Source organism: Trichocoleus sp. ST-U2, from assembly GCF_039961875.1.
Lineage (GTDB): Bacteria > Cyanobacteriota > Cyanobacteriia > Cyanobacteriales > FACHB-T130 > FACHB-T130.
The window spans coordinates 64,967-87,713 of record NZ_JAMPJY010000019.1 but is presented as its reverse complement, the minus strand read 5'-3'; the positions used below and the strand labels follow the sequence as shown (position 1 = coordinate 87,713).

Below are 22,747 nucleotides of genomic sequence, written 5' to 3'. Positions count from 1 at the left end.
TTGTAAAAAATTGAAACCTGTAGTTCCAGCGTACTTGCGATTCTAAATTACCAATTTTAAATACTCTAAGTTTTACTGTGCCTGGGTTTTAACCCCTAAAATTTTTTTTAACCACGATCCCTTAGCTTTATACCCTGTACCCAAGGCTTGGCAGAGAACTCAAAAAAATCAAGTCATTATAACATAAAATTTCAACTACAAGAAAATTTGTTAAAATAGTTAACTTGCTTCAAGGGACTGAAATTGCTATTATTTAAATTCCTGATTTTGCCTATCTCCGTGCAGCCTACAAAGCTTTCGCCCAAGCTGAGAATATGAAGCTGGGTGTACCCACTCGTGTGAAAATAAACAGCAAACTTCCACAGGTTTAAATTGAGTGGATATACAACTACACTAAAGCGGAATAACTTGGTATCATAACCCTTTGAACCAGGAACGTCACTAGCGTCAGGTTGAGGAATGAAGTCTGATAAATCATTGATAAACAACAAAATTAAGCGGCAACTGCAACAAACACCAGTGGCGATTATCGGAATGGGTTGCATTTTTCCGCAAGCCAGGACTCTAGAAGAGTATTGGGAAAATATCATTACAAAAACCGATTGTATCTCTGATGTTCCTCCCTCACGCTGGCGGATTGAGGACTACTACGATCCAGATCCCAAGGCACCGGATAAGACTTATTGCAAACGAGGCGGATTCATCCCGGATATTGATTTTGATCCGATGGAATTTGGGTTGCCTCCCAATATTCTAGAGGTGACAGATGTCGCCCAAATGCTCTCGTTGGTAGTTGCCAAACAGGCAATGGAAGACGCTGGTTACGGTGAATCCAGAGATTTTAATCGGAAAGGCACAGGCGTCATTCTGGGCGTAGGGGGCGGGCAGAAACTAATTACGCCGCTAACTGCCCGTTTGCAATATCCCGTTTGGGAGAAGGTTCTTAAAAACAGTGGTGTATCTGACGAAGATACCCAAAAGATTATTGAGAAGATAAAACTTGCCTATATCGGCTGGGAGGAAAATTCTTTTCCGGGCATGTTGGGGAACGTGATTGCCGGACGAATTGCCAACCGCCTAGATTTAGGAGGGATTAACTGTGTTGTAGATGCAGCCTGTGCCGGGTCATTAAGCGCCCTGCGGATGGCTTTGAGTGAATTGACCGAGTATCGTAGCGACATGATGATCGCGGGCGGTGTGGATGCCGACAATTCGATCTTCATGTATATGTGCTTTAGTAAAACGCCTGCCTTTTCTAAAGAAGGGAATTCTCGTCCCTTCGATATAAATTCCGACGGGATGCTGTTGGGTGAAGGCATGGGAATGATGGTTCTCAAGCGGCTTGAAGATGCCGAACGAGATGGCGATCGCATTTATGCCGTCATCAAGGGAATGGGCACCTCCAGCGATGGCAAATCTAAGAGCATTTATGCTCCTCGTTCGGAAGGGCAAGCCGTAGCGTTGCGTCGAGCTTATGAAGATGCTGGATTTGCACCCTCAACAGTCGGTCTGATTGAAGCTCATGGTACAGGAACCGTCGCTGGCGATCCGACAGAGTTTGCAGGCTTAAATGAAGTTTTTAGCCAAAACAACTCCCAAAAACAACATATTGCCTTGGGGAGCGTTAAGTCTCAGATTGGACATACCAAAGCAACAGCAGGTGCAGCCAGCCTGATCAAAACGGCTTTGGCTTTGCACCATAAGATATTACCCCCGACGATTAATGTTACCCAACCCAACCCTAAACTTAAAATAGAAGACTCACCCTTCTATTTGAATACCGAAACCAGACCCTGGCTTGGCATTGATGATGAAACGCCAAGAAGAGCAGGGGTCAGTGCGTTTGGCTTTGGAGGCACGAATTATCATGTCGTCCTCGAAGAATATCAAAGGGAACATCAACAGGCTTATCGTTTACACAGTACGCCAGCGACCATTCTGCTGGATGCTCCAACAGTAGGAGAATTATTGGCGAAGTGTGAAACCCTAGAGTCGCAATTAGCAAGCGATCGCGGCACACAACATTACACAGAACTTGTCAGCGCTGCGAGTTTAAAAATTCCCGTTGTCTCAGCCAGAGTGGGATTTGTCGCCACCTCTGCCGCAGAAGCGCGTGAATTATTGCAGATTACGATTGACTTACTGAAAAACAAACAGCAAGCCCAATCGTGGGAGCATCCCAAAGGAATCTATTACCGCAAAACTAGCCTGAACCCCCAAGGGAAGGTAGTGGCGCTGTTTTCGGGGCAAGGTTCGCAGTATTTGGAGATGGGTAAGGAACTTGTCCTTAACTTCCCTCAGCTTCGCCAAGCTTACAGCGATATGGACAAATACCTGGGCAAGAATGGGTTGCCACCGATTTCCCAAGTCGTTTTCCCGTGTCCTGTTTTTGACAACGCCCAAAAGGATGCCCAAATTGCGGCATTACAACAGACCGAAAATGCCCAACCCGCAATTGGTGCCTTGAGTTTTGGTCTCTACAAGATTATAGAAGAGGCAGGGTTCAAGCCTGATTATGTGGCAGGGCACAGCTTCGGGGAACTGACAGCACTATGGGCGGCGGGCGTTCTGAATGACGAAGATTACTTTTTCCTCGTCAAAGCCAGAGGTCAAGCGATGGCATTCCCCGACGATCCAAAAGTTGATACCGGCATGATGCTGGCGGTGAAAGGGGATATTTATAAAGTCAAAGAAGTTGTCGAGAATTTCCCCAAAATCACCATTGCCAACTGGAACTCTAACAATCAGGTGGTATTAGCGGGGGCGAAGGGAGAAATCGCCAAAGTCCAGCAAAAATTGGAGCAGCTTGGGTATTCGGTTGTTTTACTACCCGTTTCCGCAGCTTTCCATTCACCGTTTGTCGCTCACGCTCAAAAACGGTTTGCAGAGGTGCTGGATCGCGTTACTTTCAATCAGCCGAAAATCCCGGTATACTCCAATACAACCGGAAATCTTTATCCAGACAATTCCCATACCATCGGACAAACCTTAGCTGCACATATTGTCAATCCTGTGCATTTTAAGCAGGAAGTTGAAAATATTTACGCAGCCGGGGGATATTTCTTTGTCGAAATTGGTCCCAGGAATATCCTGACCAATCTGGTGAAGAATATCCTCGAAGATCGACCCCATTTAGCGATCGCCTTGAATGCCAGTAGCAAAGGAGATAGCCAGCGCCAGTTGTGCGAAGCCTTTGTTCAGTTGCGCGTGGCTGGCTTGTCTTTAGATAACCTCGATCCTTACCTAGTTAAATCAAAAACATCCAATTCTCAGCAAAAGAAGAGATTGAATGTGCCTTTAAACGGCGCTAACTATGTCAGTGAGAAAACCAAAGCTGCTTTTGAACACGCTTTGCAAAACGGACACCAAATCAAGGGAAATCCAGAAAGGGAAAACAGGAATGGGAAATTGACACAGGAGCCGAAGAAATCTTTAGCCCCGAAACCAACACCACACATCGCCCCAATCCCTACCCCTCAACCCGTAATTCCCGTACCCGTAATTCCCCAAGTCAAAATGCCAGAGCCGATACCAGTTCCACCCGCAACCAAATCAGAGGCGCAACCCATGCAACAATCTTCTGTAAATAATCAGGGTCTTCTAGAAAGTTTAGAGCGCAACATGATGCGCTTTCACGAACATCAAGCTGCCAGCCAGCAAGTTCACGAACAATACCTGAAAAATCAGTTGGAATATTCCCAAAGATTTTTCCAGCTCATGCAGCAACATTATTCTCTTTTGGGGGCGGGTAATGGTGCGAATGGGTCAGTTGTGAATGGTCAGGCGTCAATCGCGCCGGTTCGGAACTTTGAGCAAGGACAAAACGGACAAGGAACCTCTGACAAACCACAGTATTCGGTTGTTTCCCCTACTGCCACGACTGTCGTACCGACACCCGAGAAGCTGATACATTCTGGGCTAGCTGCCCCAGAAATCGTCCCTACAGTGCCAGTATCTCCCGTTTCCAGCAATGGTTCGCAGCCAGCCCAGGCTCGCCAAGTAGAGACAAACGGCCTGCAAAATCAAATCGCTCAAGCAGAGCAGGCAGAAGTTGCGCCATCGATCATCGAAAAGACCTCTAGCCCCTCTGTAACAGCGCCGGCGGTGGATTTGACCCCCCTAATCGAATCCCTGTTAGAAGTAGTCAGCGAGAAGACTGGCTACCCCACGGAAATGCTAGAGCTTTCAATGGATATGGAAGCGGATTTGGGGATTGACTCGATCAAGCGGGTGGAAATCTTAGGAGCAATGCAGGAGTTATTCCCTGATTTGCCGCCGGTGAATCCAGAACAGCTAGCCGAACTCCGCACCCTCGCTCAAATTGTTGAATATATGGGCAACAAAGCGCCATCAACAGAGGTTGAGGTTTCTGCTCCAGCGGCAGCAGTTTCAGCGAAGGCAGAAAACGGATTTGTCTCCCAGGAGAAGGCGAATGCTCTGATCCAATCCCTGTTAGAAGTAGTCAGTGAGAAGACTGGCTACCCCACGGAAATGCTAGAGCTTTCGATGGACATGGAAGCAGATTTGGGGATTGACTCGATCAAGCGGGTGGAAATCTTGGGGGCAATGCAGGAGTTATTCCCTGATTTGCCGCCGGTGAATCCAGAACAGCTAGCCGAACTCCGCACCCTTGCTCAAATTGTTGAATATATGAGCCAGGAATCGCGGGTGGCTGAAAAAAAAACTTAACCCCAGAATCGCAGCAAGTTGAAGCTTCAGATGAAGCTTCAACTGAAGTTGAGCACAAGATTCAACGCGGTCGGGCGAGGCTCCAACCTCTAAGTGAGGTAGATTATTTGGATTTCACCTTGCCCGACCATCACATTTGTTTGCTGACCGATGACGGTAGCCCTGCCAGTATCAGATTGGTCAAGTCTCTTTCAGACCGAGGGTGGAAAGTGGTTGTATTAAGTTTCCCCGAATCTGTTATTGCCCAAGGGCTACCGTTACCGGGAGGAATTAACCGTGTGGTGCTGGCAGATTTGAGCGAGGAGCATTTGAAACAACAGCTGATGGCGATCGCGCAAAACTACGGCTCGATTGGCACGTTCGTTCATCTGCATCCCTCAATTCAAGCAAGTCTTGGGCAGGAATCGGAAAGAGCCATCCTCAAGCATATTTTTCTGATTGCTAAGCACCTCAAAAAATCACTGAATGAAGCAGCACGTCAAGGACGCAGTTGTTTCCTCACCGTGAGCCGCCTGGATGGGCAATTCGGTTTAAGTCGCAAAACAGAGTTTAGCGCCATCGGTGGGGGGCTGTTCGGCTTGACGAAAACCCTCAACCTGGAATGGGAACGGGTGTTTTGTCGCGCCATCGATTTGAGTCCCGCTTTCGATGAAGAATTTGTCGCCCAATCGATTGTCGCGGAACTTCACGACCCCAATCGGTTGATTACCGAAGTCGGGTACAGTTCCCAGGGGAGAACCACCCTGGTAGCCGAGATGTGTAGGGTTAAGAAGAACGCTCGCGGCACAACACATCAAATTACTCCATCCTCGGTGTTTCTCGTCAGCGGCGGTGGACGCGGGATTACTTCCCAGTGTGTCATCAAGCTAGCGCAACGCTACCGATGCAAATTTATCCTCCTCGGTCGCTCAAGCATCAATCCGGAGCCAGCATGGGCAAAAGGCTGTGTTGATGAATTTGATTTGAAAAAGCGGATTATGGCAGATATTACTGCACGAGGAGAGAAACCCACCCCAATCAAAGTCCAAAAGACACTGAAGGGGATTTTAGCCCAACGAGAAATCGCCCAAACGCTGGAAGCGATTAAGCAAGCGGGTGGGAAAGCAGAATATCTCAGCGCCGACATTACCGATGCGATCGCTTTAAAGGAAAAACTAGCAGATACCGTCCAGCGTTTTGGAGCGATCTCCGGAATTCTTCATGGCGCTGGCAATTTGGCAGATAAATTGATTGAGAATAAATCCGAACAGGATTTTGAAGCCGTTTATACTGCCAAAGTCAAAGGGTTGGAAAATCTGCTGAGTTGTGTCAATCCGAATCAAATCAAGCATTTGGTGTTGTTCGCTTCAGCGGCTGGGTTTTACGGGAATATTGGTCAATCGGATTATGCGATCGCCAATGAGATTCTCAATAAATTTGCCCATCACTTTAAGCGCCTCCATCCCGAATGTCACGTAGCTTCCTTTAATTGGGGGCCTTGGGATGGCGGGATGGTTACGCCTGAGTTAAAACAAATTTTTGCCGAACGCAAGGTTGAGGTAATTCCCGTTGAAGTGGGAACTCAGATGCTAGTTGACGAACTAGATTTTGGGGAATGGGAAACGGTACAAGTATTGGTGGGGAGTCCTTTGGTAGTCGTGTCTGGAGAGTTAGATTCAGAACTCCGGACTTACCAAATTCATCGAAAATTAAACCTGAAAGCAAACTCCTTTTTGCAAGATCATGCGATTGGTGGTCAAGCAGTATTACCAACCGTTTGTGGTTCAGTATGGCTTGCCAATGTTAGCGAACAGCTATATCCTGGCTACAAGTTTTTTAGCTGCGAAAACTTCAAAGTCTTAAAAGGCATTGTTTTCGATGAAACATTGGCAAGCGAATACATCTTGGAAGTTAAGGAAGTCAATAAATCCCAGAACGAGCAGCTCGAACTCGCAGCGACGATATGGAGTGAAGCGGAACCCGGAAAACGCCGCTATCATTACAACGGTCAGGTGAAACTCCTGAAGGAAATTCCGGAAGCTCCCACTTATGAATTTGACCCCACTCAAAATCAAGAGTTTGCGTTTCTATCGCCTTATCAGGATGGTACCTTGTTTCATGGCCCTAGTTTTAAAGGGGTCAAACAAGTTTTAAATATTACGCCAGAAACCCTGACGATGGAATGTGTTTTACCCCAAATCGCTGAAGAACAGCGGGGACAGTTTCCGGCACAGGCATTCGATTTTGTCGCCAAAGATGTGCAATTTCAGTGCATGTTGATTTGGGTAAGGCATTTTTATCAGGCGGCTAGTCTCCCTTTACGCTGCCAGAAAGGAGAGCATTTCCAAATGATTCCCTTGGGTAAACCATTTTATGTGTCGATGGATGTCATTTCTAGCAATGAAACTAAGTTAGTGGCGAATATTACTTCCCACGATATCCAAGGAAAAGTTTACTCGCGAGTATTTGGGGCAGAAGTGACGATTAGCAAACAACTGAACCGTCTATTCTTTAACTCAGAAAAAGTAGGAGTTAAGTAATGGCGAGTTAAGAAACCATTCAGCGTGCTGTAGTAGCGATCGCTGCTACAGCACAATAGTTAGAGCTTATTTAAAATAAAGTAGTTTTTGATTAAATTTTTTAGGAATATTGAATGGAAAAAATTGCAATCATCGGGTTATCTAGCTTATTCCCAGGCGCAGAAAGTCCTGAGCAATATTGGCAGAATTTAATTGCTAAAAAAGATTTTAAAAGCTTAGCAACAGTCGAACAAATGGGAGTAGATCCCCAAAAGTTTTATTCGACAGATAAAGGGAAGCTAGATAAATACTATTGTTTAAAGGGAGGGTATATTCGAGATTTTCAGTTAGATACCAGCGAGTATCAGATGCCTCCTGAGTTACTGAAAAACTTAGATGAAATTTATCAATGGTCTTTATACGTCTCAAAAGAAGCTTTAAAAGATAGCGGTTATTTAGGAAATCCATCAGTTCTGGAAAAGTGCGGCGTGATTCTGGGGAATCTTTCTTTTCCTACCCGCTTTTCCCATCGTTTTTTTGCACCAATCTATCAAAAGTCTCTGGATTCAGCCCTTCAGCAACTTTTAGAAGAAGAATCTTTCCAACTAAAAAAACCACCTTCTGATGGATCTCTTTTAAATGGAATGTTAGCTGGGTATCCGGCAGCAGTCATTGCTCAAGCGCTGTCTTTATCTGGAATTAATTTATCTCTGGATGCAGCCTGTGCGACATCGCTGTATGCAGTTAAATTAGCTTGTCACTATCTGTTATCCGGCAAAGCTGACCTGATGTTAGCGGGTGCGGTGAGTTGCGCCGATCCGTTCTTCATCAATATGGGATTTTCCATTTTCCACGCTTATCCAGAAGATGGGATATCGCGTCCTTTTGATAAGTCATCCGGAGGACTCGTAGCTGGAGAAGGAGCCGGAATGGTTGTCCTGAAACGATATAGCGATGCGCTGCGAGATGGCGATCGCATCTACGCCACAATCTGCGGTGTTGGCTTATCGAATGACGGGAAAGGGAAATTCGTCCTCAGTCCCAATCCCAAAGGGCAAATCTTAGCCTTTGAACGGGCATATACCGAAGCCGGAATTCATCCCAACAGTATCGATTACATTGAGTGTCATGCCACGGGGACTCCGGTCGGAGATATCACCGAACTCAACTCGATGGAGACCTTCTTCGGTCAGTCTCAAACGGTGCCTCTGATTGGTTCTGTCAAATCCAATTTTGGTCACTTATTAACGGCTGCGGGAATCGCGGGTCTCATCAAAGTGATTTTGAGCATGGGTGAAGAGATCATCCCGGCGACAATCGACGTAATTGACCCCCTCCGTTCAGAAAAAGGCGCGATCGCTGCTGAGCAGATGGTTACTTCCCCGACACCCTGGCCTCAAAAACAACCGACAAAACGCGCCGCCATCAATGCTTTTGGTTTTGGTGGTACTAATGCTCATTTGATTTTAGAATCTTCAGAGGCAACGGCTGGAGAAGGTGAGGATTCCCAATCCCCAATTCCCAATCCTCAACTCAACACTCAACACTCAACACTCAACACTCAACACTCATTAGCGATCGTCGGCATGGATGCCTTCTTTGGCTCCTGTAAAAGTTTAGATACCTTCGAGCGCACGATTTATGAGGGAACGCAGCATTTTATCCCCCTTCCGCCTCAGCGCTGGCAAGGTATCGAAGAGCAACCCCAATTACTCAAAGAATATGGCTTGGCAAACGGTGAAGCGCCTCTGGGAGCCTACATTCAAGATTTTGAACTCGATTTTCTCAATTTCAAAATCCCGCCCCGCGACGAAGATCAACTAATTCCTCAACAGCTATTGATGCTAAAGGTGGCGGACAACGCTATCAAAGATGCAAAACTATCTCAAGGGGGAAATGTCGCCGTGATTGTGGCGATGGGGACAGAACTCTCCCTACACCAGTATCGCGGTCGATGCGATTTATCTTGGCAAATCAAAGAAAGCTTGGAACAAGCGAATATTTCTTTGTCTCCCGAAAAACTTGCCGAACTGGAAGCCATTGCCAAAGATAGCTTGCATCCTCCGGCGCAAGTTAATCGATACACCAGCTTCATCGGTAATGTGATGGCTAGTCGCATTTCCGCCCAGTGGGATTTCACTGGCCCCTCTTTCACCATTTCTGCTGAAGAAAATTCGGTTTTTAAAGCTTTAGAAGTCGCTCAATTACTTCTGTCTAATGGAGAAGTCGATGCTGTTGTCGTCGGCGCTGTCGATCTCTCTGGTGGATTAGAAAACGTATTATTTCGTCAGCAGTTAGCACCAATTAATCAAGGGATTCCTACCTTAAGCTTTGATGAAAACGCGAATGGCTGGATGGTCGGGGAAGGTGCAGGTGCCGTCATTTTAAAGCGGCACGAAACAGCTAAACAGGAGCAAGACCGAATTTATGCTGTTATTGATGCCATCAGCTTAATTCAGGATAATGCCACTCATCAATCGACGAGCGATCGCATACTCACACAAGCTTGTCAGCAGGCGTTCGATTTAGCGGGTATTCACCCTACAGACATCGGGTATCTGGAAGTTTTTGGCAGTGGCGTCGCCTCAGAAGATGAAGCCGAAATCAAAGGTTTACTCTCTGCCTATCAGACTTCCCAAGCGAGTTTAAGTTGTTGCCTGGGAAGCGTCAAAGCCAACATCGGTCATACTTATACCGCTTCCGGGATGGCGAGTTTAATCAAAACTGTCCTCTGCCTGTATCATCGGTATATTCCTGCGACTCCCCAGTGGTCTAGACCGAAACTGCCTCAGATGTGGCAAGGAAGTCCCTTCTACGTCGCCACCGAATCGAGAACTTGGTTCTTAGAACCCGAAGCGTCGAAAAGAGTGGCTGCCATTAACGGCTTAGGCATAGATGGTACTTATTCTCACATCATCCTCTCGGAAGAATTGAGCCAAAAAGAGCGTCCTAGCAAGTATCTGGAACAAACGCCCTTCTATCTATTTCCCCTCACCTCTAATCATCAATCTGCGTTGCTCGAACGCTTGCATTCGCTCCAAAATCTTATTGAAACAGGTGACAATCTATCCGTTGCAGCAACACAAACTTTTACGGCTTTTAGGCAATCGCCCCAGGCGACTTATACGCTAGCGATTGTCGGTTCTCATAAACAGGAAATATTGCGGGAAATTCGCTTAGCGATCGCAGGTATCAAAAAAAGCTTTGAAACTGGCGGAGAATGGAAAACACCGCTTGGCAGTTATTTCACACCGAAACCTTTAGGAAATGAGGGTAAAGTTGCCTTTGTTTACCCTGGTATGGCTAGTTCTGGTCTGGGGCTGGGACGGGACATTTTCCAGCTATTTCCTAAAGTTTACGATAGCTTCTCGGCTCTGACTCCCTATCCAGGTCAGGTCATGCACGAGAAACTTCATTATCCCAGAAGTTTAGAAAAACTTTCCACTCAAGCACAAGCAGAGAAACAGGCAGAATTTTTGGGTGACGGAGTAGCAATGTGCCAAACCGGAATCAGTTTGGCAGTGCTATATAGCCTGATTCTCAGACAGTATTTCCAAGTCCAACCCCAAGTTGCATTTGGGTATAGCTTGGGTGAAGCTAGCAGTATGCTGTTTGCCCTTGACATTTGGCGCGATGATGGGAAATTAAGCGAAGCTTTAGTGTCCTCTCCTCTATTTAGAACTGATTTATGCGGTCCCTGTTTAGCGGGACGTAGGTTTTGGGGTTTGCCAGAAAGCGATCGCTCGGAAAAATTTTGGATTTCCTATGTTCTCAAAGCGCCCGTATCGACAGTTAAGGAAGTCCTAAAGCAGGAAGAACGTGTTTATCTGTCATTTATCAATACTCCAGAAGAAGTAGTAATTGGTGGAGATCCGCAAGCTTGCTTAAGAGTGATTGAAACTCTCAAGTGCAAATATTTCCCCATCAATTTTGACAGTGTATTGCACTGCGAACCAACAAATACTGAGTATGAGGGATTGGTTGAATTACACACAATTCCCATCCAAAATGTACCCGATATTCAGTTTTATTCTGGAGTAAATTACGCTCCGATTAAGCTAGATACTAATTCTCTGGCCCATAACGCCGCCAAAATCTGCTGTATAACGGTTGATTTCCCTAGAATTATTCATCGTGTCTACGAAGATGGTGTCAGAATCTTTATTGAGGTAGGCGCAGGAAACAACTGTTCACGATGGATTAGCGAAACGCTTAAGCAACAAGAGCATATTGCCATATCCATCAATACCAAAGGCGTTGATGACCATACTGGGGTGGTCAGGGTTTTAGCAAAACTTGTGAGTCACGGTGTCTCTGTGGATTTGTCCCCACTTTATTCTCAAGTGCCAGAAAAATCTATCCAACGTCAATCAATTGTTAAAAAAGTTACTTTGGGTGGAAGCCGAATTTATTCTAAAATTTTGACCGCTAAAAATTGTGAGATTTTCCGAAAAGAGATAACAAGAGGTAATAAAGCAAAAGCCATGACAATAGCAAAAGAACCCCAACAGACAACTAATCATCAAAACCAAATGATGAAGATATTTCAGCTACAAATAGCTGTAGCCGAACAATTATTGAATCAAAATATATCAGCTCAGAGCAATGGTCAGATAGCCCCTGCAACTTCAGATCCTCAGCGCAATAGTTACACAAAGCCTTCTAATATTGTTTGGGATGAAGCAGATTTACTAGAATTTGCTGAAGGGAAAATTTCCCGTGTCTTCGGTAAAGACTATGAAATTATCGATTCCTATTCCCGGCGAGTGCGGCTGCCAGTCCCTCCCTATCTCTTAGTGAGCAGGGTTACTAAACTCGATGGGGAAATAAATAGCTTTAAACCCTCTTCAATTACAACCGAATACGATATTCCACAGAATGCCTGGTACGCTGTTGATGGTCAAGCTCCTTGGGCAATCAGTGTAGAATCTGGTCAATGCGATTTATTATTAATCAGCTACCTAGGAATTGATTTTGAGAATAAAGGCGACCTAGTTTATCGCTTGCTTGATTGCACCCTAACGTTTCTGGATGATTTACCCAAAGAAGGACAAACCCTGCGTTATGACATCCGCATAAATTCTTTTGTGCGAAGCGGAGATAACCTACTATTTTTCTTTAGTTACGAGTGCTTTGTTGGGGATAAAATGATCCTCAAAATGGACGGAGGCTGTGCCGGATTCTTTTCCGACGAACAACTCGAAAATGGTAAGGGAATTATTGTTTCCGATAAAGAACTTGAAGCGCGAAGCAAGATTCCAAAGCAAAAGTTTGAGCCTCTGCTAATCTGTCAAAAATCAAGCCTAGATGAGTCAGATATGTTATCCCTCACCGAAGGTAATATTGCTGCCTGCTTAGGAGACCATTATTGGCAAGATGGCTTAAATCCCTCCCTGCGCTTGCCCCCGAAGGCAATGCTCATGATCGACCGCATCACATCAGTAGAACCGACAGGAGGGGCTTGGGGTTTAGGTCTAATTATCGGCGAAAAATTTCTTGACCCAGATCATTGGTATTTCCCCTGCCACTTCAAAGACGATCAGGTGATGGCTGGTTCCCTGATGGCAGAAGGGTGCGGTCAACTCTTGCAATTCTATCTTCTCTATTTAGGATTGCAAACCTACACGGTTGATGCTAGATTTCAACCGATTCCCGGTTTGCCACAGGTCGTCCGTTGTCGCGGACAGGTGACTCCCATTTCGGGCAAATTAATCTATCGGATGGAAATCACTGAAATTGGCATTACACCAAAACCTTATGCAAAATGTAATGTTGAAGTCATCCTGAACGGCAAAATTGTTGTTCACTTCCAAGACCTAGGCTTGCAGCTATCTGAAAAGAACCCCAATCATTCAATTTCTGTTGAACAAGGGATAAACAACTCTCAACAAAAGGCAGGATTACCCCGAAAACCAGCCTTATTAAATGAAGATCAAGTCAACGAGTTTTGTCTGGGTTCGGTTGCTAAGTGTTTTGGCCCAGAATTCGAGATTTATGACAACGGTGGCGTCAAAGCTTCGCGGATGCCCAATACTCATCTCAATTTGGTGCATCGCGTTTTGGAAGTGAATGGTAAGCGCCATGAACTAACAAAAAATTCCAGTATTGTTACTGAATACGACGTTCCCACAGAGCCTTGGTATTATCGCCAAAACTCCTCTCCGACAATACCGTACTCAATTTTAATGGAGATAGCTCTGCAACCCTGTGGTTTTCTCTCTGCTTATTTAGGAACTACTTTGTTGTATCCAAATCAAGACTTGTACTTCCGCAATCTTGATGGACAGGGTCGCCTTCTCAAGGATATAGATATTCGAGGAAAGACGATTACGAATACAGCCCGGTTACTGTCTTCATCCAATATCCAGGGAGTGATTATTCAGAGTTTTGATTTTCAAATGGTTTGCGATGGCGAACCGTTTTATGAAGGAACTGCCGCATTTGGTCATTTTAGCCCCCAATCTTTAGCAAATCAGGTAGGACTGGATCGCGGTAAGGATGTTCCACCCTGGTACGAAACTGAAAATACCACCGGACTCGCGAAAGCAAAAATCGACTTAAGGAGTCCAGAAAGTAGAGCCAAGTTTTATCGCCTTAATCAGGCTCGACCCCATTATCGGCTTGCTCAGTATCAGTTAGACCTCCTGAATGAAGTACGAATTATTCAAGGAGGAGGGAACTATCAGCAAGGCTACATCTATGCCCGAAAAGAGGTAAAGCCGAATGACTGGTATTTCAAGTGTCATTTTTACCTTGACCCGGTCATGCCTGGTTCATTAGGAATTGAGGGGATTTTGCAAGCGATGCAAGTCTATGCCTTGCAGAACGATCTTGGTAAACAATTCAAATCTCCCCGTTTTGTCCAAGCCATCGACCATCTAATCGTTTGGAAATATCGCGGACAAATTCCTCATGGTCATACCGAGATGTATTTAGAGGTTCATATTTCCAAAGTGGATATTACTCCAAACAAAGTCACCTTAATCGGTGATGCCAGTTTGTGGAAACCCAACCTGAGAATCTATGAAGTTAAAGACATCGCTCTTTGTTTAGTTGAGTCTGATTAAAATCTATCAAACTCACACTATGGTTCAGTTAGTACTGTTGGTGAATTAAGAACCTAACCCCCAGCCCCCTTCCCTAGTAGGGAAGGGGAGTCCGGAAGCCCCTCTTCTCCTAAGGGAGGGATTTGGGGAGTCAACCCAACCGACAATCTACAATCTGTTATTGGCTTGAATTGGAAAAAGAAACTATGTTGGCAATACCTTTAACGCAAAACAAAAATGGTCTTCGTTTCTCAGGAAATCCGAACAATCAAAATCCAGTCTGGCAGGGTTCTTTAAATTCTGTAGCTTTTGATGAAGAAGGTATCAAGACTAAACTGCTGAATTTAGATAAACCCTGTTACATCGTTAGCAAGCAAGGCCAAATTGGGGTCACGAACGAAGGTTATTTAGGGGATGCTAATAACGGCAAAACTGAATCCGTGGAAACTTTGACAGCAGTGCCACCGCTAGTTCCTCAACAGTTGGGAGACCCCAGTTTCCTGACTTTCCACGGGGTAAAATATGCTTATAGTACAGGGTCAATGGCGAATGGCATTGCCTCCGAAGAAATGGTAATTGCCCTTGGTAAAGAAAAGATTCTCAGTGCCTTTGGTGCCGCGGGCTTAGTTCCTTCTCGCATTGAAACTGCTATTCACCGCATTCAGCAAGCACTTCCAGAAGGGCCTTATGCATTTAATTTGATCCACAGTCCTAGCGAAGCTGCAATCGAGCGGGGTGCAATCAATTTATATCTCAAATACGGCGTCACCACTGTTGAAGCTTCCGCATTTCTGGATTTGACACCCAACATTGTTTATTATCGGGCAGCGGGACTTAGCCTCAATTCAGCGAATCAAATCGAGATCAAAAACAAAATAATTGCCAAAGTTTCTAGGACAGAAGTTGCAACTAAATTTTTGCAACCAGCCCCAACTAAAATGCTCAAGCAATTGGTCGCTCAAGGGCTAATTACTGAATTGCAAGCTTCCTTGGCTGAAAAAATTCCAATGGCTGACGATATCACTGTAGAAGCCGATTCTGGCGGTCATACAGATAATCGTCCCTTGGTTTGTCTCTTGCCTTCGATTCTGACTCTCAGGGATGAAATTCAGGAAAAATATGGTTACGAACAACCTGTCAGAGTTGGAGCTGCTGGAGGAATTGGTACACCGCAGTCAGCGTTAGGGGCATTTATGATGGGAGCCGCTTATGTGGTGACTGGCTCCATTAACCAGTCCTGTCTTGAAGCGGGAGCTTCCACTCATACTAAAAACTTGCTAGCTCAAGCGGCTATGGCTGATGTGAGTATGGCACCAGCGGCGGATATGTTTGAAATGGGGGTGAAATTGCAAGTCCTGAAACGTGGCAGTCTCTTCCCAATGCGGGCGCAAAAACTCTTTGATTTCTACAAGAACTATGACTCAATTGAAGAAATTCCGGTTGTGGAAAGAGAGAAATTAGAAAAAGAAATCTTCAGGAAGAGTCTAGAGTCGGTTTGGGAAGATACGGTTGCTTATTTTTCTCAACGCGACCCGGATCAAATAACCAGAGCAGATAACAATCCTAAACGTAAAATGGCTCTGATTTTCCGCTCCTATTTGGGCTTGTCCTCCCGTTGGTCTAATGCGGGTGAAAAAGGTCGTGAAATGGATTATCAAATCTGGTGTGGCCCCTCAATGGGATCGTTTAATGAATGGGTGAAGGGTTCTTATCTGGCTCAAGCGAATAATCGTCGTGTAGTTGATGTTGCCGATCACATAATGATTGGTGCTGGCTTTTTGTACCGGCTGCAAAACTTGAAACTACAGGGGTTATCGATGCCTGCACAATACTGGAACTATTGTCCAAAACCTCTTTTTTAGGATAGTCTAAACATTTTTGGTACCAGGGGCTGGCATTTTAAAGAACTTTGCCGTAAAAAGCCTCTGGGCTGTCTCTATCGGTATGCCTTAAACTGTGGAGGCAAGCGATCGCGTATGGGCGTTTTGATTAAGACGCTTTTGAGTGAGTCTGCGCGATCGCTTTTGTCACTCCCAAGAACTCGCGCAAAGTCGCTGAAGCATCGTCCTGTCGCCATACAGCCGCCATTGGGACAGTTGGTGTTGGTTCAGCGATGTTTTTGTATAAGACACCCTTGCGTTGAAGATTTTGGACATTAGCAGGGAGCAAGGCAACTCCAACCCCACCAGCGACTAAGCCGAGTATTGTTAGCATCAGCGTTCCTTCTTGGATGACAACGGGGGAAATACCCGATTGTTGGCACAGATGTTCGAGCTGTTCAGATAAGACTGGAGAGAATTGACGAGAAGGAAGGATGAACACTTCCTGTGCCAGTGCTTTTAAGGAAACTTGAGGTTGGCTCGCCAGTGGATGAGTCTCTGGTAAAGCGACAATTAAAGACTCATGGCAAATCGTCATCCAGGCTAAATCAACTTCTTCTTGCATCCAGGACGGCAAATGGAAAAAGCCAACATCCAGATGGCGATCGCGCAGTGCTTGCATTTGGATGGAAGTTGCTAACTCTCGCCAGACGAGTTCCACAAGCGGAAAACGTTCAAGATAAACTCGCAGAATATCTGGCAAAAAGCTGTTTGCCATTGAGCTAGTAAAGCCGATTACCAAACGCCCGATTTCTCCACGACTAGCACGTTGCGCCATATTGACCGCACGATCTACGCTAGCGATCGCGCTTCGAGCTTCGTCTAAAAAGACTCTTCCAGCGAGGGTTAACTGGAGCGGTCGCTGGGTGCGATCGAACAGCTGCACTCCCAGATCGTCTTCGAGATCGTGAATTTGTTTGCTCAAGGGAGGTTGCGCGATATGCAGACGAGCAGCAGCACGAGAGAAGTTTAACTCCTCTGCAACCGCGATGAAGTAATGCAAATGCCGAAGCTCCATTCGTTCTTCACCACTATGTCTTTGCCCTAATCTTGGCAAGATAGGAATGCAAATGTCAAATTAATATCAGTTTTTAAACACTATATCTTTGCAATATAGTTGCCTAGCCAAGAAAGTATTAGACATCTAGTAAACCCTTCGTTAATCTAGATGAAAAGACGTTATCAACCTCAACACATCTAAGTTAATAGATAGTGTTGTAAATAAGTATAGGGAGCCATTATTTTATGAAGAAGATCGAGCGTGTTGCCATTGTAGGGGGAACGCACGGAAACGAACTCACCGGAATTTACTTAGTGAAGAAATTCGAGCGATCGCCCAACTTGATTCAGCGACCTAGCTTTGAAACTCTTACCCTGTTAGCGAATCCCAAAGCCTATGAAATCGGGAAACGATATGTTGATACCGATCTTAATCGCTGTTTTCTACGCCGAGATTTAGAGAATCCCAATCTTTCTAGTTACGAAGCGCAACGAGCCAAGGAGATTTATGAAAAATTTGGCTCTGGGGGGAGCCATCAGGCAGATTTGGTTGTTGATTTACACAGCAGTACAGCAAACATGGAGCTAACAATTATTCTGGCTAGCAAGCATCCTTTTAACCTTCAACTAGCCGCTTATCTCACATCTTTTCATTCAAAAGTGAAGGTACTTTATTCGACAACCAGAAATCAAGGCACGCCTCATCTGGACTCAATTTGTGAATTCGGCTGCACAGTTGAAGTCGGTGCGGTGGCTCAGGGGATATTAGATGCAACTTTATTTCAGCAAACTGAGGAACTTGTCCAGGCAATTTTAGACTACACGGAAGCCTCTAACCAGGGAACGCCACCTCTTGTAAAAGATACGCTCACCATTTATCACAGCATCCAGACAATAGACTATCCCAGGAATGAGTTTGGAGAGATTCAGGCAATGATTCATCCCCAGCTTCAATTTAGAGATTATGAAGCGCTTCATCCCGGCGATCTCATGTTTTTGACATTTGATGGTCAAGCGATCGCCTATGAAGGTGAATCAACAGTTTATCCAGTCTTTATCAATGAAGCAGCCTACTATGAAAAAGGAGTTGCCATGTGTTTGACTGAAAAGCAGCAAGTCACCATTTAGCAAAAGCCTAAGTGTCGAATTCAGATTCAATCATTTCTAACTTTTCGTCAGTTAAAAAATATCGCGAACTTGGAATTGTGGATTTTATTGATTAACAAAAATAAAAATTAAATTGGTAATTCAAAAACATAAAGGAGTCATAAATGAAGGCGCAGCAGGCAGAATTTTACCAAAGTATTCAAGAATTTTCTCTTGACGATCCTGGGGCTGCTTTTCCCTTTAGTCAAAGGTTAGCAAGAGAAAACGGTTGGACAGTTCAATATACTCAGCGTGCCATTAACGAATACAAAAAATTTATCTTTCTTGCCCTTGTAGTTGGGCATCCAGTCACGCCTTCCGATCAAGTAGATCGAGTTTGGCATTTGCACTTAACTTACACTCATTCCTACTGGAATGAGTTTTGTGACAAAGTTTTAAAAAAACCATTGCACCATCACCCAACGAAGGGCGGTTCCAGCGAACAGGATAATTTTTATAGGTGCTATAACGAGACGCTGAATAGCTACGAAAAACTCTTTGGACAGCAACCTCCTAGCGATATCTGGTCGCCACCCGATACCCGATTTGGGAAAGACATCCAGTGCAAACAAGTCAACACTCATCGGTATTGGCTCGTACCCAAACCATCTTTTACTCTGGCTTGGTTGCCATCTATTTATCTCCCTCGCTTGCCTTTGCGGCAATTCCTAGCGATCGCTCTATTGTCATTTATATTAGTTCTAACTATCAGCAGCTCTACGCTACTGATAGCAGGGATTTCTACCCAGACAACTCACTCTACAAGCTCTGAATTAGCACTGGCTCAAACAAGCGAAAATTCTCCGCTACCTCGCAAGACTCCAACCCCTACTCCTAAGAACAAAGATCGTCTTACTTCGGAAAAATCTTCAGGATCGTTTTGGTGGTGGCTACCAATATTCCTCATTTTTTCCCTGTTCGGAAGTCGCGGCAATAACAGTGGTGGTGGTAGTAGTGGTAGTAATGATAGTACGAACAACGGCTGCGGCTGTGGCTGTATGTGATCGGGCATCTGTTCAAGACCGGACAAGAGACATACAACTAGAGAAACCCTGTCCAAAACCCTTGAGTGGGCGTCATTTTTGGCGTTACCTTCAGCAATCAGATATCACCAGGATGGATTTCTGATTGATCAGTGCAAACCCCAAAAATCTTCTAACAGCGACTGTTCTCGTAATTCTTAATTGCTTTTTACTTGGCTACCGTGGCTGCGAGGATCATCCTGACTAACTTTGGCGGGTGTAACGGGTGATTGGAAGGCAGAAACCTGTCCCCCAGCTTGGGCGTAAGGCAGAGGTACAGAAGCAACAAGGGCGTCAATGTTTGCCTGCATGACGGGACGAGGCACCTCACCAATCGTTTGAGCGATCGCGTCTCCGTTATTGCCGAAATATACAAAATGGGGAATCCCATCAACGCGGTAGCGCGTCATCTCTGGCAACCACTTATTGTTATCCACATTCAGCATGACAAAATTCATCGAATCAGCATACTGCTCTTTCAGTTCGCCCAGATCCTTTGCCATCGCCTGACAGCTGGTACACCAGTTCGCATAAAATTCCATCAACGTCGGCTTGCCATTGCTCAAAGCCACTTCTAACGGTGTAGATTGCTCAGCTTGGGTGTCCAGGGAAACTGAACTTGTCTCAGTTTGCAGTCCCAAGAATAGGAAAACGCTGAGGACAATCGCTACTAAAGCAATCAAGAAGTTTGTGACACGTTTCGCGCCGGTTCCTGGCGACGGCGGCTGGGAGGTTGCAGTTGATTCAGGTGAATTCACAGCCATCGAAGATTTTTTCACGATTGTTATAGATGAGCTACCTTTAGTGTACCAACTCCCTCCAGAGCTACCTTTGCCGTGAAAAAACGAGTAACGTTGACTTTTCCCAAACGAGCGATTCAGATGCCAGTGACTTATCGACTGGCGAAGGATTTTAATGTAGCGGCGAATATTATTCGTGCCCAAGTGGCACCCAATCAAATTGGGAAGCTAGTGGTGGAACTTTTGGGCGATATTGATGCAATAGATGCGGGAATCGAATGGATGCGATCGCAAGACATCAGCGTTTCTTTTGCCAGTCGCGAGATCGCGATCGATGAAGACGTTTGCGTTCACTGCGGGTTATGCACTGGCGTTTGTCCCACAGAAGCTTTGACTCTGGAACCGCAGACATTTCGGCTTAATTTTACGCGATCGCGCTGTATTGTCTGCGAACAGTGTATTCCCACCTGTCCCGTAGAGGCAATTTCTACTAATTTTTGAATTGAAAATGCTTTTTTTTGGCAATTGAGTCCAAGACTAGGCGATCGCATAATTGTAGTAACCACAGCGCTCTTGAATGGCAGCGATCGCATCGAGAATCGTGCTAAGAGCAACGCTATTCTCCGATTTTAAGAGCATCTGGCGTAGATGAGGTAATGCTCCAGCGCTGCCGATTTTCCCCAAACTATAGGCAGCCTTCTCACGAACGCTAACGTCTTCGTGGTTAACAGCTTGCCTGAGCGCCCCTACAGCCGACGGGCTATTGATTTGACCTAATGCCCAGGCAGCACTCCCTCGAACGCTAGCGTCTGGGTGGTTGAGAGCTTGTCGCAGTGCTGCTACCGCCGCTGGAGTGCCGATTTGACCTAATGCCCAAGCAGCGCTTCCACCCACAGTCGCGTCTTCATCGTTCAACGCCCCCAACAGCCCCACCACCGCAGCCGGAGAACCGATTTCCCCTAAAGCCTCCGCAGCCTTCTCGCGCACCCGATAGTCGGTATCGTGCAAAGCCTCCAGCAGCCCGGTTACGGCAATCTGGCAGCCAGTGCTACCTAAAGCAGAGGCAGCATTTTCGCGCACCCGATAGTCGGTATCGTGCAAAGCCTCTAGAAGTCCCGCTACCGCTGCTGGGGAGCCTATTTTTTCTAACGCAGCGGCAGCACTTTGACGAACCCCAAAGTCTTCATCATGTAACGCTTGTCGCAGCCCCACAACGCTGACTTCACTGCCGATTTTCCCTAAAGCCTCAGCAGCTTTTTCTCGAACATCAAAGTTTGGATGGTTTAAAGCTTTCAGTAGCGCCGCTACGCCTTCCTCCTTGCCCATAGAACCCAGGGCATAGGCAGCCATCCAACCCACCCACGAATCGTCATCGTCCAAAGCTTCTAAAAGCCCAGCTACCGCCGCTTGGGCAGGCGCAGGCTCGATGCCCTTTCTGCCGATTTTCCTTAAAGCATAGGCAGCACCCCTGCGAACATAAAAGTCACGATCCTTTAAAGCTTCTAGCAACCCTGACATTGCCGCCGGAGAACCGACTAAACCTAACCCATAGGCAGCACAACTGCGAACCTCATAATCTTCATCTTTCAGCGCCTTCAGCAGCCCCGATACTGCCAACGGATTGCGGGTAAGGCCTAAGCCGAATGCAGCCCTCTCGCGCACCCGATAGTCTCGATCCTGCAACACTTCCAGTAGTGTCGCCACCGCCTCCTCGCTGCCAATTTTTCCTAAAGCATAGGCAGCTCTTCGGCGAACATCAAAGTCATCATCGTTCAACGCTTGCCGTAGCGCCATCACCGTTTCTTGCGTGCCAATCGAACCTAATGCTTCGGCTGCTTTTTGACGCACCCGATAGTTTTCATCATTTAACGCTTGCAGTAGTGCTGATACCGCCTGCTGAGTGGGAATTTGACCTAAAGCATAGGCAGCATTGTAACGCACCCGAAAATCTGCATCGTTCAAAGCTTCCAGTAGCGCCGACACTGCTTCTTCGGTGGGGGTTTGACCTAAAGCGTAGGCAGCTCTCCCACGCACATCAAAGTCCTCATCGTTCAATGCTTGCCGCAGCACCCCTACGGCTGCCTGGGTACCAATCGCGCCTAAGGCATAAGCTGCACTCTCGCGCACCTGAAAATCTTCATCGTTCAACGCTTGCCGCAGTCCCATCACTGCGGCATCGGTGCCGATAGAACCTAATCCATAAGCTGCACTCAAGCGAACACCAGAGTCGTCATCGTTCAATACTTCCAGCAGCGCTGTCACGACTGCATCGGTGCCGATGGAAGCTAAGCCATAAGCTGCACTTTCACGCACCTTAGCGTCAGGGTGGTGAAGCGCTGGGAGTAGGCTGGGGATTGCACTATCAGAGCCAGTGATGCCTAAAAGTTGAAATTTCAACTCTTGAGGAACTTCTAGAGAAGCAACTAAACCGACGGTTGCGGCTTGAAACTCCGGTTTAACGGCTCCTGCCATCTGTGCGCCTAACCTCAAATCCACTTCTAAGGCTAACTTCACGACTCGCACTACCTGAGCTTTTTCCTCCAAGCGCTGTAACATCTGCACTATGGGGTCTGTCCATTTTAGATAATTTAAATACTCCTGCTTGAGCTGGTCATCACTCAGTGAGAGTACCTGTTGGAGGAGGTTTTCGGCGGTGTAAGATTCCTGAATCGGTTGGTGATGCAATTCCATCTAGTTGCCTTCTCACATTTGAATCAATGGGTGCTT

The 22,747-nt window shown here is 46.1% G+C and carries 10 protein-coding genes; 7 read left to right on the top strand and 3 right to left on the bottom strand.

Annotation, left to right across the window (positions count from 1 at the left end; all coding sequences use genetic code 11):
* The first annotated feature begins 459 nt into the window (after window positions 1-459).
* From NC996_RS14620 to NC996_RS14605, 4 genes are all read left to right on the top strand, one after another.
* Window positions 460-4,689, top strand: a complete 4,230-nt coding sequence (locus NC996_RS14620; protein ID WP_190687018.1) for a type I polyketide synthase — start codon at window positions 460-462, stop codon at window positions 4,687-4,689.
* A 107-nt stretch (window positions 4,690-4,796) separates the two neighbouring features.
* The gene (locus tag NC996_RS14615; RefSeq protein WP_339380375.1) at window positions 4,797-7,208 is read left to right on the top strand and encodes an SDR family NAD(P)-dependent oxidoreductase; all 2,412 of its coding nucleotides are present in this window, start codon (window positions 4,797-4,799) and stop codon (window positions 7,206-7,208) included.
* 113 nt (window positions 7,209-7,321) lie between these two features.
* On the top strand, window positions 7,322-14,254 hold the full coding sequence (locus tag NC996_RS14610) for a PfaB family protein (protein ID WP_190687014.1): 6,933 nt from the start codon (window positions 7,322-7,324) through the stop codon (window positions 14,252-14,254).
* 185 nt (window positions 14,255-14,439) lie between these two features.
* Window positions 14,440-16,095, top strand: coding sequence for a PfaD family polyunsaturated fatty acid/polyketide biosynthesis protein (locus NC996_RS14605; protein WP_190687012.1), 1,656 nt, complete (start codon window positions 14,440-14,442; stop codon window positions 16,093-16,095).
* Between the two features lie 127 nt (window positions 16,096-16,222).
* On the opposite strand, the gene NC996_RS14600 is transcribed toward NC996_RS14605, so the two are convergent.
* Window positions 16,223-17,131, bottom strand: coding sequence for a LysR substrate-binding domain-containing protein (locus NC996_RS14600; protein ID WP_190687010.1), 909 nt, complete (start codon window positions 17,129-17,131; stop codon window positions 16,223-16,225).
* A 227-nt stretch (window positions 17,132-17,358) separates the two neighbouring features.
* Here NC996_RS14600 and NC996_RS14595 point away from each other — a divergent pair, with 227 nt between their 5' ends.
* Together NC996_RS14595 and NC996_RS14590 are read left to right on the top strand one after the other, a co-directional pair.
* Complete coding sequence (locus tag NC996_RS14595) at window positions 17,359-18,240, top strand: aspartoacylase (protein ID WP_190687008.1); 882 nt, start codon at window positions 17,359-17,361, stop codon at window positions 18,238-18,240.
* Window positions 18,241-18,383: 143 nt separating this feature from the next.
* Window positions 18,384-19,262: a hypothetical protein gene (locus NC996_RS14590; RefSeq protein ID WP_190687006.1), complete on the top strand. Its 879-nt coding sequence runs from the start codon at window positions 18,384-18,386 to the stop codon at window positions 19,260-19,262.
* A 176-nt stretch (window positions 19,263-19,438) separates the two neighbouring features.
* On the opposite strand, the gene NC996_RS14585 is transcribed toward NC996_RS14590, so the two are convergent.
* A complete protein-coding gene (locus NC996_RS14585; protein ID WP_190412892.1) occupies window positions 19,439-20,044 on the bottom strand; it encodes a thioredoxin family protein in 606 nt (201 codons plus the stop codon).
* 72 nt (window positions 20,045-20,116) lie between these two features.
* Here NC996_RS14585 and NC996_RS14580 point away from each other — a divergent pair, with 72 nt between their 5' ends.
* A complete protein-coding gene (locus NC996_RS14580) occupies window positions 20,117-20,521 on the top strand; it encodes an NIL domain-containing protein (RefSeq protein ID WP_190412776.1) in 405 nt (134 codons plus the stop codon).
* 36 nt (window positions 20,522-20,557) lie between these two features.
* Here the strand turns inward: NC996_RS14580 and NC996_RS14575 are convergent, their stop codons facing one another.
* Window positions 20,558-22,711, bottom strand: coding sequence for a HEAT repeat domain-containing protein (locus NC996_RS14575; protein ID WP_190439792.1), 2,154 nt, complete (start codon window positions 22,709-22,711; stop codon window positions 20,558-20,560).
* Window positions 22,712-22,747 lie beyond the last annotated feature (36 nt).